13 protein-coding genes are annotated in these 13,626 nt (G+C 74.0%); 5 read left to right on the forward strand and 8 right to left on the reverse strand.

Annotated features, from left to right (window positions below; all coding sequences use genetic code 11):
- Positions 1-288: 288 nt before the first annotated feature.
- Complete coding sequence (locus ADK60_RS14175; protein WP_045944657.1) at positions 289-918, forward strand: helix-turn-helix domain-containing protein; 630 nt, start codon at positions 289-291, stop codon at positions 916-918.
- The gene (locus tag ADK60_RS14180; RefSeq protein WP_053646144.1) at positions 915-2,327 is read left to right on the forward strand and encodes an MFS transporter; all 1,413 of its coding nucleotides are present in this window, start codon (positions 915-917) and stop codon (positions 2,325-2,327) included. The genes ADK60_RS14175 and ADK60_RS14180 overlap by 4 nt, the downstream gene beginning before the upstream one ends.
- Positions 2,328-2,423: 96 nt before the next feature.
- On the opposite strand, the gene ADK60_RS14185 is transcribed toward ADK60_RS14180, so the two are convergent.
- Positions 2,424-3,089: a DUF6629 family protein gene (locus ADK60_RS14185; RefSeq protein ID WP_053646146.1), complete on the reverse strand. Its 666-nt coding sequence runs from the start codon at positions 3,087-3,089 to the stop codon at positions 2,424-2,426.
- Between the two features lie 56 nt (positions 3,090-3,145).
- On the reverse strand, positions 3,146-4,108 hold the full coding sequence (locus ADK60_RS14190) for a DMT family transporter (protein ID WP_199839666.1): 963 nt from the start codon (positions 4,106-4,108) through the stop codon (positions 3,146-3,148).
- Between the two features lie 311 nt (positions 4,109-4,419).
- On the opposite strand from ADK60_RS14190, the gene ADK60_RS14195 reads away from it, so the two are divergent.
- Positions 4,420-4,683 (forward strand): dsRBD fold-containing protein, encoded by a 264-nt coding sequence (locus ADK60_RS14195; RefSeq protein WP_045944660.1) that lies wholly within the window; start codon positions 4,420-4,422, stop codon positions 4,681-4,683.
- Between the two features lie 48 nt (positions 4,684-4,731).
- On the opposite strand, the gene ADK60_RS14200 is transcribed toward ADK60_RS14195, so the two are convergent.
- On the reverse strand, positions 4,732-5,427 hold the full coding sequence (locus ADK60_RS14200; protein WP_053646148.1) for an alpha/beta hydrolase: 696 nt from the start codon (positions 5,425-5,427) through the stop codon (positions 4,732-4,734).
- Positions 5,428-5,830: 403 nt separating this feature from the next.
- Here ADK60_RS14200 and ADK60_RS14205 point away from each other — a divergent pair, with 403 nt between their 5' ends.
- Positions 5,831-6,286, forward strand: a complete 456-nt coding sequence (locus tag ADK60_RS14205; protein ID WP_045944662.1) for a MarR family winged helix-turn-helix transcriptional regulator — start codon at positions 5,831-5,833, stop codon at positions 6,284-6,286.
- Between the two features lie 9 nt (positions 6,287-6,295).
- Here ADK60_RS14205 and ADK60_RS14210 read toward each other — a convergent pair whose 3' ends face one another.
- On the reverse strand, positions 6,296-7,222 hold the full coding sequence (locus ADK60_RS14210) for an AEC family transporter (protein WP_053646155.1): 927 nt from the start codon (positions 7,220-7,222) through the stop codon (positions 6,296-6,298).
- Between the two features lie 186 nt (positions 7,223-7,408).
- Between ADK60_RS14210 and ADK60_RS14215 the strand changes: the two genes are divergently transcribed.
- Complete coding sequence (locus ADK60_RS14215) at positions 7,409-7,873, forward strand: HD domain-containing protein (RefSeq protein ID WP_053646150.1); 465 nt, start codon at positions 7,409-7,411, stop codon at positions 7,871-7,873.
- Between the two features lie 34 nt (positions 7,874-7,907).
- Here ADK60_RS14215 and ADK60_RS14220 read toward each other — a convergent pair whose 3' ends face one another.
- The 4 genes from ADK60_RS14220 to ADK60_RS14235 form a co-directional block, all read right to left on the reverse strand.
- Entirely contained in the window at positions 7,908-9,356 is a 1,449-nt protein-coding gene (locus ADK60_RS14220; protein ID WP_053646151.1) for a sulfatase family protein, read from the reverse strand.
- A gap of 213 nt (positions 9,357-9,569) precedes the next feature.
- Complete coding sequence (locus tag ADK60_RS14225; protein WP_053646153.1) at positions 9,570-10,790, reverse strand: ROK family transcriptional regulator; 1,221 nt, start codon at positions 10,788-10,790, stop codon at positions 9,570-9,572.
- 283 nt (positions 10,791-11,073) lie between these two features.
- Positions 11,074-11,469 (reverse strand): aggregation-promoting factor C-terminal-like domain-containing protein, encoded by a 396-nt coding sequence (locus ADK60_RS14230; protein ID WP_030396348.1) that lies wholly within the window; start codon positions 11,467-11,469, stop codon positions 11,074-11,076.
- A gap of 534 nt (positions 11,470-12,003) precedes the next feature.
- Positions 12,004-13,506, reverse strand: a complete 1,503-nt coding sequence (locus ADK60_RS14235; protein WP_199839667.1) for a carboxyl transferase domain-containing protein — start codon at positions 13,504-13,506, stop codon at positions 12,004-12,006.
- Positions 13,507-13,626: the final 120 nt, after the last annotated feature.

Consider the following 13,626-nt stretch of genomic DNA (forward strand, 5'->3'; position numbering starts at 1 on the left):
GCGGGGGACGCGACCGCCTCCCGGCGGGGGACGGGTGGTCCGGAGCCGGTCGGGCCGTCGATATCGGCACTGGTGCGCGCGGCCGGGGGTCGGCTGAGGGTGGAGCAGACGGCCGGCGGCGGGCTCACCGTGGTCCTGGTGCTGGCCGTCGCGCGGGACTGAGGCCGGGCCCGTTCTCGGGTCGGTGGCGGTTGGTCCAGCGGCGTTGCGCGGCCCCTGTTCGAAACCGCAAAGGGTTCTTCGCAAAAAGCCTTTGCGAAGAACCCTTTGCGGTTCTACAGTGTTGCCATGACCGATGACCGCCGGTGGCCGCACAGTCCGGACCCGCAGACCGATGTCGTGATCGATGCCAAGGGCCTGCGGGCCCTGGCCCACCCAGTGCGGGTGCAGCTGATCGGGCTGCTCCGGAAGAACGGCCCGTCCACCGCCACCAAGCTGGCCGAGCAGTTGGGGCTGAACTCGGGAGCGACCAGCTACCACCTCCGCCAGCTCGCGGCGTCCGGCTTCGTCGCCGAGGACACCGAGCGCGGCAATGCCCGGGACCGCTGGTGGAAGGCGGTCCACCAGGTGACCTGGTGGACGGACAGCGGCCTGGCGGAGGAGGATCCGGAGGCGGCGCTCGGCTATCTGCGGTCGATCGTCGCGGCCCACACCCTCGTGGCGCAGACGGCGCTCAACGCCTACGAGACGATGACGCCGGAGTGGCGGCAGGCGATGGACTTCAGCGACATGGTGCTCCAGCTGACCCCGGAGGAGGCCCGGGCCCTGGCCGGAGAAATGTCGGAGGTGGTCGCCCGCTACCGCCGCATCGCCCCGGGGGGTCCCGTCCCCGAGGGGACGGACCGGGTAGCCGTGATCGTCCAGGTGCTTCCCGAGCCGCAGGCCTTCGACGACGACGCCTCGGAGGATCGGTCATGAGCGCGGATGCCACGATTCCGGCCCGGGTTCCGGCGCCCGGGTCGCGCAGCCTCCGGCCGCTGGTCGGGGTACTGACGGCGATGGCCGTCTCGCTCACCGGCACCCGGGTCTCGGCGATCGCCCTGCCGTGGTTCGTGCTGGCCACGACCGGCAGCGCCACGATGACGGGAGTGGTCGCGTTCGTCGAGCTGGCGCCCTATGTGCTCGTCAAGGCCTTCACCGGCCCGGTGGTCGACCGGCTCGGTCCGCGGGTCGTCTCCTGGACGACGGACGCGGTGAGCGCCGTCGCGGCGGGCCTGGTCCCCCTGCTGCACGCGTTCGGCCTGCTGCCGTTCTGGCTCCTGCTGGTCATGGTTGCCATGATCGGCGCCGCCCGCGGCCCGGGAGACCTGGCCAAGGAGGTCATGGTCGCCGAGGCGGCCGACCGGGGCCGGATTCCCATGGAACGGGCCACCGGACTGTCCGGGGTGACGGAGCGGCTGGCCACCACGATCGGTCCGGCGGTCGGGGGCGGGCTGATCGCCCTGCTCGGCCCGATGGCCGGTCTGACGGTCAACGCGGTCGCGTTCGCACTCGGTTCGCTGGTGATCGCCGTCGCGCTTCCCCGCGGGATGGGACGCTCCGCCGCTGTGCCGGAGGCATCCGGGCCGACGACCGCGCCGACGGGAGGCGGGGCCGCAGCCGGGGTCGCAGCCGTCGACGGGGACCGGCCGGTCGGCTACTGGCGGATGTTCCGGGAGGGATTCGCCTTCCTGCGGGGCGAGCCGCTGCTGCTGACCGTCATTGTGACGGTCGCGGTGACCAACCTCCTGGACGCGGCGTTCCTCACCGTGCTGGTGCCCGTCTGGGCCCGGGAAACGGGCGGCGGCCCGGCCGCGATCGGTCTGACCGGGAGTGCCTGGGGGATCGCGGCGGTGGCCGGCAGCCTGATCGCGGCGGCGGTCGCCCACCGCCTGCCGCGCCGGACGGTGTTCTTCGTCGGCTTCCTGCTCGTCGGTGCCCCACGCTTCCTCGTCCTCGCCATGGACGTGCCGATGGGACTGGTGGTCGCGGTCTTCGTGGCCAGCGGCTTCGGCGGTGGCTTCCTCAATCCGATCCTCGGTGCCGTCCAGTTCGAGCGGGTGCCCCGCCATCTGCTGGGCCGGGTCAATGCGCTGGGCGACTCGCTGGCCTGGGCGGGGATCCCGCTGGGCGGCCTGCTCGCGGGTGCGGCCGTGTCCATGGCCGGGCTCATACCGGTGCTGCTCGCGTGCGGCGGTCTGTACATCGCTACCACCGCCCTGTCCGGCCTGCGGCCCGAGTGGCGGGAGATGGACCGCAAGCGTGGCCGTGCCCAGGCGGCGGCCCCGGACGCGAGCAGCATCCCGGATCAGAAGGTCCCGGGCCCGACGGCCCCGGTAGCCGGCTGACCACCGCAGGGCTGGCCGGCGGCAGCTACCTTCCCGCCGGATATCCCCCGCACGGCAACCGGACGCCCGCCGGACGCGGGCACGCGGGCGCAGGGGCTACGAGCTCCGGGGGCGAGGGGCGGGAAGTGGCGAGGTCGTCCAGCGGAGGAGAAGGACGGAGGTGAGGGCGGCGAGGGCGCACCAGGTGGAGACGAAAGCGAGTTGCCAGAGAAGGGCACAGGCCAGGGCGCCGATTCCGGTCAGCAGGCCCAGACGGCGGAGGAGGCGGTCGCCGCTGAGGAGGAGCGAGCCCACGGTGGCGAGGAGATAGCCGGTGAGAAGGAGAGCGGGGTACGGGGCGCCGAGGCGGTAGTCGAGCGTGTGGGCATGGGCGGTGGCGCCGACAGGATGGGTGGCGACGGTGTGGGCCAGGGGCACGGCGACAAGGAGGCCGAGAATCACGAACCCGGTCAGCAGTCGCTGACGAGGACGGTCGACCCGGGCGGCGCAGCGGACGCCGATCGGAACCAGGATCGGGAGCAGGGGCAGGGCGATCACCGCCCAGGCCGTGCGGGCCCAGGCTGCCGGTGCGGGTGGCAGGTCGCCGTCGGTGCCTGACCAGACTGCGGCCTCGATCAGCTGGTGCACCCCGAGGACGAGCGGGAGGGCGGCGAGCGGCAGGCGTTCGGGTCGGCCGGCGCGGTGGGCGCGCACGAGGCAGAGCACGCCGACGGCCGTCACGGCGCCGCCGACGACGAGGTCCGCCTGGGCACTCCAGCACATGGGGTCTCCGGTGGTCGGCGATGGGTCGGTCGGTCAACGGTCCTGGGAGCGGGCGATCAGCCGGTGTCGGTCGTGTTGCCGGGGGCGTCTTCGCTGGAGGCTTCGGGTGGGCGGTCGGTCGGGCCGGGCGACTCCGAGCCGTCGCCGTCGCCGGTGGTACCGCCGGTGCCGGTGGTGCCCGGGAGAGCGGGGTGGCGGCCGATCACCACCACGCCGACCACGATGGCGATCAGACCGATCACCTCCCAGGCCAGTGCGCCCGGGGTGACCCGGAGGCGGTCGCCGAGGAAGCCGACGGCGCAGGCGATGCCGGAGATCGGCTGTGCGGCGGTCAGCGCGGGGAGGGACATCCGCAGCGGCGCGGCCTCGAACGCGCTCTGGACCAGCAGCAGGCCGACCACACCGGCCGCGACGACGGCATACGGTTGCCAACTGCGCAGGACGGCGTCCAGCCCCTGGTGATCGAGCCGCTGGGTGGTGGTGCGGGTGAGCGCGTCCTGGAGCCCGTAGAGCAGGCCCGCGGCCAGGGCGAGCAGGGTCGCCTCCTCGAACAGCGGCAGCCGGCGGGCGAACGAGACCAGCAGCAGGGTCAGCCCGACGACCGTCCCGATCACCAGCCAGTGCCGCAGTTCGCTCGCCGGCGGGCCTCCGCCGGTGGGGCGGCCGGCCACGATGAACACCGTCACGCCCAGCGCCAGCAGCACCACCCCCGCCCAGCCGGAGCGTCCGAGCGTCTGGCGGGTCAGCACTCTGGCGAGCGCCATCGCGAAGATGAGGTTTGTCGCGAGGAGGGGTTCGACCAGTGAGACCTCGCCCTGGTTGAGGGCGAGCGCGGAGAGGATCAACCCGATGACCATGAATCCGGTGCCGAGCAGCCATTCCGGCATCCGTAGCAGGTCCAGCAGCAGACGCCAGTGCAGCAGGTCGGCACGCGGGGCCCGCTGTGCCGCGTGCTGCTGGAGGACGAATCCGAGGCCCAGGAAGCAGGCGGCACTCAATGCCAGGAGGAAGACCGCCACGGAGGGACCGCCCGATGGTTGCCGACCGCGCCGCACCGCCGGGCTCCGGGGCCTGGGCGGGGTGCGCCCAGGCGGGTTTCGGTGTTCCGGAGCAGGGTTTTCGCGGTACTGGCGCGCTGTGGCCAGCCTACCGCCGGGGTGGGGCGCCGACCCCCGGAACGGTCCGGGCGTGGCGCCGGGCGCCGCCGCCCCGGGGGCCCGCTTGCCGCTGCCGTGCCGACGGGCGCACGCTGGTGTGAGCGGCCGGCACGGGAGCACTGCCCGGACCGGCGCGAGCGGGCGCGACGTGCGCCGGCGCCAGGAGGTGTGGCATGCACAACCAGTGGGATGTGGAGCTGAGCTTCGAGGAGGACGGCGTTCACACCGGATGCCAGGCGAGGCTGACGGGCGCCCGGGCGCCGGGCCTCACGGCGCACGGGGAGGCGACCAAGAGCGCGGAGGACCGCCCGCTCGCCAGGATCGGCGAAGAGGTCGCGGCGTCCCGGGCTCTGGAAGCACTCTCGCGCAAGCTGCGGGCTCAGGCGACCGGAGAGATCGACGACGAAGGGCACCGGCCCGGGTACCTGATCTACTGAGCAGGGACCACTGACCCGGCCGGGTGAACGGCCGGGCCGGGGCTGCTGTCACAGGCTCAGCAGCAGGTCCCGGACCGCCGCAGGTCGCGACAGGAACGGGTGGTGGCCGGCGTCGAGTTCGACGACGCTGCCGGCCCGGCGGGCGAAGTCGCGCTGCAGCCGAGGCGGGGTACCGCGGTCCTGGGCGCAGACGAGGTAGGTCGAGGGCACCTGCTGCCAGGCGGCCGCGCCGACCGGCTGCGCGATCACGTGCACGCTCTGCCGGGCGAGGTGGTGTCCCGCCCGCATCTGGTCCTCGGGGTCGCAGTCCTGAAGGAAGGTGTGCACAAGCAGCTCGGGCCGAACGCCGAAGGTGCCGGTGCCGGGGTCGACGTCCAGGAAGGGGGCGGGGCCGTTCTCCCCGAAGTCCGACAGGCTCTGCCCGACCTCGGGCAGGTAGCTGGAGACCAGCAGCAGATGGCGCACGGATCCGATCCCCGCGGTGGCCTCCGCGGTGACGATTCCGCCGTAGCTGTGCGCGACCACGACGGTCGGCTCGTCGTCGGCCCGCAGCACCCGCCGTACCGCCGCCACATCCTCAGGCAGCCCCGGCCCGCCGGCACCGGCGGGCAGTCCCGCCTCGCCGCAGCTCGGCAGCTCCGGGGCCACGCTCGGCACCCCGCGTTCCCGCAGCAGTCCCGCGGTTCGGCGCCACCACCACGACCCGTCCCGCACGCACGCCCCGTGCACGAACACGACCCTCATCGCCACCTCCGTGTCGACCTCGACGGCTTCCGCCGACCATGCTCGCTGCCTTCAGCGGCGGCGGCCACAGCCGCCCCCGCCCGGCGAGCGCCCCGACGGATGCCGAGGCCGGGACAACGCGGGGCACGGGGCGCGGGGCAGCGGGCCACGCCGGGCGATGGCCTGCCCTCCTCGGGGGCCGCCCTCGACGCTCCCTCGCGGCGTTGCGGCTCGATGCCGCCGACCGGTCGGCGGTCGGCTCGGATCCGTGGCGCGGGTGCGGTGCCGAGCGGGAATCCGATGGACACCGAACGCCGGACCGGCCGTGCCGAGCGGCGGGGCGGTGGAGGGCATTGGCCGGGGTGAGTGGGGGTAGGGGTGGGGTTCTGGGCGTGTTCAGGGACTCCGGGGAAGGGGCGATGAGGTGGAGCCGTCGCAGACGCCGACGCAGCTGATCCGACTGCTGCGCGGGCTGACGTCCGAACTCGACCTGTTCGGTGCCGAGTTCGCTGCGCGGAACGGCCTGCATCCGACGGATCTGCGGGGGCTCATCCATCTGTTGGACGCCGGGCGGGCCGGGGCTGTGGTGACTCCGGGGCGGCTCGGTGCGGCGTTGGGGCTGAACTCGGCCGGGACGACGGGGCTGGTCGATCGGTTGGAGCGGTTGGGGCTGATCCGGCGCGAGCGTGACGAGGAGGACCGCCGCAAGGTCCGGTTGCTGGTGGAGGAGCGTGCGGTCGAGCTGGGCGAGGCCTTCTTCGGCGGTCTGATCGCCGATCTGATGGCCGCGATGGGCGCATTCGGGGAAGCGGAACTCGCCGTGGCACGACGGTTCCTGGTGGCGATGACCGGGGTGGTGGCCGCCGCCCGGGCGGAGTAGGGAGAGCGTCTACGCCGGGCCGAGCGCCCAGGCGACCAGGGACAGGGTGGCCATCGAGACGAGCGTCGAGGCGAGCACGGAGTCCCGCGCGAAGACGGCGCCGTGGTTGTACTCGCGGGCGTAGGTGAACACGTTCTGGGCCGTGGGCAGGGCCGAGAACAGCACCACGGTGAGCAGTTGGTGGGGCGGCAGGTCGAGTACCAGGGTGCCGACCGCCCAGGCGGTCAGCGGCTGGACGAGGTTCTTGATCGCCACCGCCGTCCCGACCTCCAGGTAGCGGGAGGCGCCGGTGACCGCGGGCGGGTGGCAGATCGACAGGCCGAGCGCCACCAGGGCGGTCGGTACCGCGGCGCCGCCCAGCAGTTCGCAGGAACGATTCAGCTCGGCCGGCGGCCGCCAGCCGGTCGCCGAGAGCAGGGCACCGAAGCCCACCGCCAGCAGGATCGGATTCCGCAGCGGCAGGGTGAGCGCCGCCCGCAGTCCCGCCCGGCCGGAGTCCAGCACGGTCAGCACCGCCGGGGTGACCACCAGGATTTGGAACAGCACCACCGGGCCGACGAAGGAGGCGTCGCCGAGTACCTGCACGGCCACCGGGATGCCGAGGTTGGCCGAGTTGACGTACCCGGCGGCCATCCCGCCGAGGGTCCGCTCCGGCAGCGCTCGGCCGAACAGCCGGTACGAGGCGAACAGTCCGAGCCCGCCCGCCACTACGGTGCTCGCGGTGAACGCCAGCATGGAGGGGTTGGCGAACCGGTCCAGCGGCGTACGGGCGATCATCAGGAACAACGCTGCGGGCATGGCCGCGTGGAAGACGAACCGGTTCAGCACCTGCTCGGCCTGGTCGCCGAGCAGTCCGCTGCGGCCGAGGACGTAACCGACGCCGGTCAGGGCCCAGATCGGGGCGAAACCGGACAGCAGCGGGTGCAGGCTGGGCATGGCTTCCTCGGCGCGGTCGTCGGTGCGGTGGTCGGAGTGGTCGTCAGGGCGGTCGTCGGCATGCTGGTCGGGGCGGACGGCCGTGCACCGTGCCGCCCGGGGGCGGGGGACCTCGGAAGTCAATCAGTCGCCCGGAGACCGTCGGTGGGCAGGCCCCCGCGCGGCCGGGCGGGCCGGGTGCCTACGATGGGTGGCGTGGACTACCTGAGCCTGGCCGAGGTCGAGCAGATCGCGCGGAACGCGCACGCGGGGCAGACCGACAAGAACGGCCACCCGTACGCCGAACACCTGGCGGCGGTCGCCCACGGGGTGGCGGCCCGGGGCGGCAGCGCCGAGCAGATCGCGGCCGGCTGGCTGCACGACGCCGTCGAGGACGACGCGCTGACCCGTGAGTGGCTGGCCGACGCCGCGCTGAGCGAGGTCACCAAGGCCATCGTGGACGCGCTCACCAAGCGCCCCGGTGAGCCGCTGGAGGAGTACACCGCACGCATCCTCGCCACGCCGGGCGCCCTCGTCGTCAAGCGGGCCGACCTCGCGCACAACTCCGACCCGGCCCGGCTGGCGAGCCTCGACCCGGCGACCGCCGCGCGGCTGGCCGCCAAGTACCGCCGCACCCGTGAACTGTTGGGCCTGGCAGCGGAGTCCGACTGACGCCGGTCTGCACATGGTTCGGCCTGCGCCGGGGTCAGCCTCCGTTCGGCGCGTGGGCGTCGTCGTGCGCGGGGACGAAGCGTCCGAACGGGTCCCCCGTCCCCACGCAGTGCTCGGCGAGCAGCGCGCGGAAGCGGTCGAGCAGGGCCGCGTTCCGGGCGTCCGCCGCGAGGTTGACCATCTCACCGGGATCCTCGACGAGGTCGAAGAGCTGCTCGCGGTTGTCGCCCCAGGCGTAGCAGACGTACTTGTGCCGCTCGTCCCGGACCATCCGGCCGAGGGCGTCCTCGAACCCCGGCAGCTCCCAATGGGTCTCCACCACCACGGTCTCCCGCGGCTCCGGTGCGAGCACGCTGCGCCCGGGCAGGCCGGGCCGTAGCCGAGGTCCGGTCGAAGGCGAAGGCGAAGGCGAAAGCGAAGGCGCCGGACCGGCAGGCCCCACCTGGTCGGTCGGGCCTTCGGGGCCGGTCGGGCCCACGAGGTCGGGCGGCAGCGGGACGCCGGTGAGGTCGCAGAGCGTGGGCAGGAGGTCCTCGCCGACCGAGACCAGCCGGTCGCTCACCTCGCCTGCGGCGACACCGGGTCCGCCGATCAGGAACGGCACCCGCACCACCTCCTCGAACAGCGCCCACTTCTCGTTCCAGCCGTGGGCGCCCGCGCCGTCGCCGTGCTCGGAGGTGAGCACCACGACGGTCTCCCGGCCGCTCCACCGCCGCTGCTCCCGCACGGCGGCCAGTACGGTGCCGAGCTGCTGGTCCGCCCGCTCGACCAGGGCGTAGTACGCGTGCCGGTAGCGCCGCCAGTCGTCCTCGCGCCACTCGGCGATGGGGTGGGCGTGCGGTCGGGCCCGTTGTGCGAGCCGGGGGAGTCCGGCCTCGTACGGCGCGCGCGGGTGGTTGGCGGGCAGCGGCGGGCACTGCGCGGCGGGCGGCGGCGGGGGGAGCGGGCCGGTCGACGGGTCCTGGCCGCGGGCCCAGGCGGAGATGCCGTGAGGCTCGGGGAGCGGGAGCAGCAGCAGGAACGGTCGCGAGCGCGGTCGGGTGAGGAAGCCGGTGACGGTACGGGTGAACCCGGCGTCCGTACCGACCGTACCGACGGAACCGTCCGTACGGTCCCTACCGTCCGTGCCGGTCGGGTGGAGGCGGCGGAAGCCGTGGCGGTCGGGCGCCTCGTGCTCGGGCAGTTGCCACGAGCCGGTGTACACGCAGTCGTAGCCGGCCTCGGCGAACACCCGGCCCAGCGGCGCCCCGTCCGCAGTGGCCCCGGTGGCCCCGGTGGCGCTCGGCAGCCGCCCGGTGAGCAGGCCGGTCCGGGACGGCGCGCAGAGCGGCTGGCCGCAGTACGCCCGGCGGTAGCGGGTTCCCGTGGCGGCCAGCGAGTCCATGTGCGGGGTGGCGAGGTAGGGGTTCCCGGCGGTGCCCATCGCGTCGGCCGTCTGCTGGCCGGTCAGGACCACCAGGACATTGGGGCGTTGTGCGGTCACGTCGGGCCGTCCGTTCCGAGCCGTTCGTACGGTGATGGCGGCGGGCCCGTCCGGCCCGGCCGGTGCGCGCGATCGCCCGGGGGTCACAACCGCGGTCCATCACGGTCCATCACGGTCCATCACGGTCCACCTGGGCGAACGGCCACCGGCGTTTCCTATCACACCAAGAAATACTCGGAGGGAACGGCCGGGGACCGGGGGTACCGCCCCGGTTCAGCGCGTGATGAACGTGGCCCCGTCGGCGAGCCGGACGGCGGCCGCGGTGGCGCCGACCAGTTCGGTGGCGGTGGCCGGGATCGTCATCAGCTGCGGCAGCACCGGCACCCGGCCCTGGAGGCGGGACTCGATCGCGGGCAGCATCCCGCCACCGCTCTCCCGGATCAGCCGTCCGCCCAGGGCCACGAGTTCGGGGCCGAGGACGCTGATGGTCCGCGCCACCAGCAGGGCCAGGTCGTCGGTGAACTCGTCCACCAGGCGCACCGCCGCGGGCACGCCCGCCCGGGCCAGCCGGAACAGCTCGGCGACCCGCTCGGCCGAGGTCCCGGCCACGGCCAGTCCGGCCTCGGTGATCCGCAGGTCGACGGCCCGGTCACCGATCCGCGCCTGGGTGTCGCCGGTGCGCCCCGCCGGACGTTCCAGGGCCCGGCGGTCGGTCATCAGGTGGTCGAGGGCGCCGGCCGAGCCCAGCCGCCCCCGGTGCAGCCGGCCGCCGAGCACCATCCCGGCGCCGACCTCGATCCCGACCGTCACGGCGACGAGGTCGCTCACGCCCGCGCCCGCCTCGCTGTGCTGGACGGCCAGCGCGACCAGGTCGACATTGCTCTCGACCGCCACCGGCACGCCCAGCCGCTCCTGGAGCGGGGCGCGCAGCCGCAGCCCGGGCCAGTCCAGTACCGGCGCGAACTCCACCAGCCCGGTGCCGCGGTCCCGGACCGCCCCGGGCACCCCGACCACCAGGGCGCGGGGCGCGCCCGCATGGCGTGCGGCCCAGCCGTGCAGGCCGTCCACGAGGGCCAGCAGCGGTCCGGTGAGTTCCTCGGCGGACGGTTCGCGGGTGCGGTCGGGGCCCAGCGCCGGCGCCCACTGCCGCTCGGCCTCGTGCAGCACCGTGCCGTGCAGGTCCGTGACCACGCCGACGACGCGGCGCGGTCGCAGTGCCACGGCCAGTACGGTCTGCGCCCCGGCGTTGTAGCGGATCAGCTGCGGCGGCCGACCGCCGCTGGACGGCGCGCGCTCGGGCTCCACGAGCACCAGCCCGGCCGCGCGCAGCGCCTCGACCAGACGGTGCACGGTCGCGGTCGACAGTCCGCTCTCGGCCGCCAGCCGCTGCCGGGAGAGCGACCCGTTGCGACGCAGCACCTCCAGCAGCACGGTCTGGTTGACCTGCGCCACGGTCCGGGTGGTGGCGGTCGCCGGGCGCGGGGGCTTGGGCACCGGGTGCTCCTCGAACGGGGCGGGGCGGGGCCGGGCACGGCCCGAACGGCGGCGGGACTTCGTCTCGGCCCGAATATATCTGCTGGGCACGACACGGCGGGCGGACACGCGACCGGCGGGCACACGTCCGGCGGGAACGGCGGTGACGGCAACGGCCGAAGGCCCGGCCGCGCGGATTGCGCGCGGCCGGGCCTCGGTCACCCCGGTGGTCCCTGTCCGACCCCGGGGTGAGGGGGGACAGTTGGTCCGGATACCGTCGCCGTGGAGGGTTCCTCGGGTCGGCTTAGTACCAGTGGTGGTTCTGCCAGAAGGTCCAGGCGGCGTTCGGGCTGCCGTAGCGGCTGTTCATGTAGTCCAGCGCCCAGCGGATCTGGGTGGTGGCGTTGGTCTTCCAGTCGGAGCCGTGGGTGGCCATCTTGGAACCCGGCAGCGCCTGCGCCAGGCCGTACGCACCCGAGCTCGGGTTGGTCGCGGTCACGTTCCAGCTGGACTCGTGGGAGATGATCTGGCTGAACGAGGAGAGCTGGTTCGCCGGCACGATCTGCGCGGCGATGGCCTGCGGGGAGGCGGTCGCGGCGGAGGCGGTGGCGGGCATGACACCGGCGCCGATGGCGGTCAGACCGGCGGCACCGGCGAGAAGAGCGGCCGAGGTGCGCATACGAAGCTTGAAAGTGGGCATGAAGAACAAGACCTCAATCAGGTTGGGCCGGTGCTCGCCCCGCCCGGACCGTGGCCGGACAGGGGCCGTAACGGTCGCGGGGCGCGCACCGGCAGAAATTCGTGAAGAGCCGCACTCCGGTGGGACAGGTACCGGGTACGGCTGGCGACGAGAGCCATTGTTGGCAGACCGGATCGGCCCCCGCCAAGACCCCCTGCTACGACGCCCCGTCGTAGCGATCTCGTGTGCCGTCGATTCGAAGGCCGTCCGCGGCCGCTTCTGACCTGCGCCGATCCGGTACCCGCACCGCACCGGCCGTGAGCACTACCGGCCGTCGTGCCGACGGATTCCCTGTGAGCGCACTCACCGTTTGAACGCCGCCCCCGTCACCCAGGGCCGTGCCGTCGGCACGCCACGTCGCCGTTGATCTGAGACCGGCACCACAGGGCCACGGGTCGAAGCCCGGTATCCGTGAAGCCCGGTATCCGTGAAGCCAGACATCCGTGAAGCCCGGTATCCGTGAAGCCCGGCTGCCCCGAACCCCGGCCGCCGACCTCAGGTGACGAGGTCGCCCAGGCGGCGGTGGCGGGTGGTGCGGGCGGTGAGGCGGTCGGAAGCGGGGGTGGCCGTGAGGGTGGCGAGGGCGGTGGCGATGGCGTGGCCGAGGCGGGCGCAGAACGCGGCCGGCTCGTCGGCGGCGTCGGGAAGCTCGGGGACCACGGTGTCGACCAGGCCGACGGCGGCGAGGTCGTGGGCGCCGATGCCCTGGGCGCGGGCGAGCTCGGGGGCGTGGGAGCCGTCGCGGTGGACGATCGCGGAGGCGCCCTCCGGGGGGAGCGGGGCGAGCCAGGCGTTGCCGGCGGCGAGGACGCGGTCGGCGGGGAGGAGGGCCAGTGCGCCGCCGCCGGAGCCCTGGCCGAGGAGGACGGCGAGGACGGGGGTGCGCAGGGAGAGGAGGGTGGTGAGGCAGTGGGCGATCTCCACGGCGACGCCGTCCAGCTCCGCCTGGGCGGAGAGCTCGGCGCCCGCCGTGTCGACGACGGTGACGAGGGGGAGGCCGAGCTGTTCGGCGAACCGGGCGGTGCGGCGGACGGAGCGCAGGTCGGCGGCGGTGAAGGGGCGTTCCTGGGCACCGGCCCGGCGCTGCTGGCCGACGACCACGGCGGGTTGGCCGTCGAGGACGGCGAGGGCCCGGACCAGGGCTCCGTCACGGCCGCCCGGGGAGTCGAGGAGGACGAGTTCCTCGGTGGTGCGGCGCAGCAGCTCACGGGTGCCGGGGCGGTCGGGGTGGCGGGTGCGGAGGACGGCCTCCCAGGCGTCGGGCTGTTCGACGGGGGAACGGGGAGCGGGGGCCGGGGGAGCGGAGGAAGGGGAAGGAGAGGGCAGGGCGCGGCGGGTGAGGACGGACAGCGAGCGGCGCAGCACCTCGCGCAGTTCCTCGGGCGCGACCACCGCGTCCACCAGGCCGCGTTCGGCGAGCGTCTCGGCGCGCTGCACGTCCGGCGGCAGCTGGACGCCCCGCAGTTCCTCGTACACGCGTGGGCCGAGGAAGCCCAGGCGTGCTTCCGGCTCGGCGAACACCAGGTGCCCGAGGGTGCCCCAGGAGGCGAACACCCCGCCCATGGTGGGGTTGCGCAGATAGGTGAGGTAGGGCAGTCCGGCCGCCCGGTGGGCCTGGACGGCGGCGGTGATCCGCAGCATGCACAGGAACGCCGCCGACCCCTCCTGCATCCGCGTGCCGCCGGAGACCGGGAGGGCGATCAGCGGGAGCCGGGCGGCGGTGGCCTGTTCGACGGCCCGGGTGATCCGTTCGGCCGTGGCCACGCCGATCGACCCGCCGAGGAAGCCGAACTCGGAGGCGATCAGGGCTGCTTGTCCCCCGCCGATCCGGCCGATGCCGGTGACCACCGCTTCGTCGATGCCGGTCCGCTCCCGGGCGCGGGTCAGACTCGCCCGGTACTCGGCGTCGCGCGGTTCGGTGGTCACCGGATCGTCCCAGCTCACGAAGGAGCCGGGGTCGACCAGCAGTCCGATCAGCTGATGTGCCGTGAGGGACATGCCCATCTGCTCCACCCCATCGTCCGGTCCGTGTCCGTGCCGAGGAAGATCACCATAGGGGGCGGGGGGAGCGCGGTGGGGGATTGGGCGTCGGGTGTGAGGAGGTCGACAGCCCGGAGG

The sequence above is a fragment of the Streptomyces sp. XY431 genome (genome assembly GCF_001279805.1).
Classification (GTDB): domain Bacteria; phylum Actinomycetota; class Actinomycetes; order Streptomycetales; family Streptomycetaceae; genus Kitasatospora; species Kitasatospora purpeofusca.

Bases quoted from the DNA above. Each gene is read 5' to 3' on its own strand.
- ADK60_RS14175 (WP_045944657.1), top strand. From the start codon at position 289: ATGACCGATGACCGCCGGTGGCCGCACAGTCCGGACCCGCAGACCGAT.
- ADK60_RS14180 (WP_053646144.1), top strand. From the start codon at position 915: ATGAGCGCGGATGCCACGATTCCGGCCCGGGTTCCGGCGCCCGGGTCG.
- ADK60_RS14185 (WP_053646146.1), bottom strand. From the start codon at position 3,089: ATGTGCTGGAGTGCCCAGGCGGACCTCGTCGTCGGCGGCGCCGTGACG.
- ADK60_RS14195 (WP_045944660.1), top strand. From the start codon at position 4,420: ATGCACAACCAGTGGGATGTGGAGCTGAGCTTCGAGGAGGACGGCGTT.
- ADK60_RS14200 (WP_053646148.1), bottom strand. From the start codon at position 5,427: ATGAGGGTCGTGTTCGTGCACGGGGCGTGCGTGCGGGACGGGTCGTGG.
- ADK60_RS14210 (WP_053646155.1), bottom strand. From the start codon at position 7,222: ATGCCCAGCCTGCACCCGCTGCTGTCCGGTTTCGCCCCGATCTGGGCC.
- ADK60_RS14215 (WP_053646150.1), top strand. From the start codon at position 7,409: ATGGGTGGCGTGGACTACCTGAGCCTGGCCGAGGTCGAGCAGATCGCG.
- ADK60_RS14230 (WP_030396348.1), bottom strand. From the start codon at position 11,469: ATGCCCACTTTCAAGCTTCGTATGCGCACCTCGGCCGCTCTTCTCGCC.
- ADK60_RS14235 (WP_199839667.1), bottom strand. From the start codon at position 13,506: ATGTCCCTCACGGCACATCAGCTGATCGGACTGCTGGTCGACCCCGGC.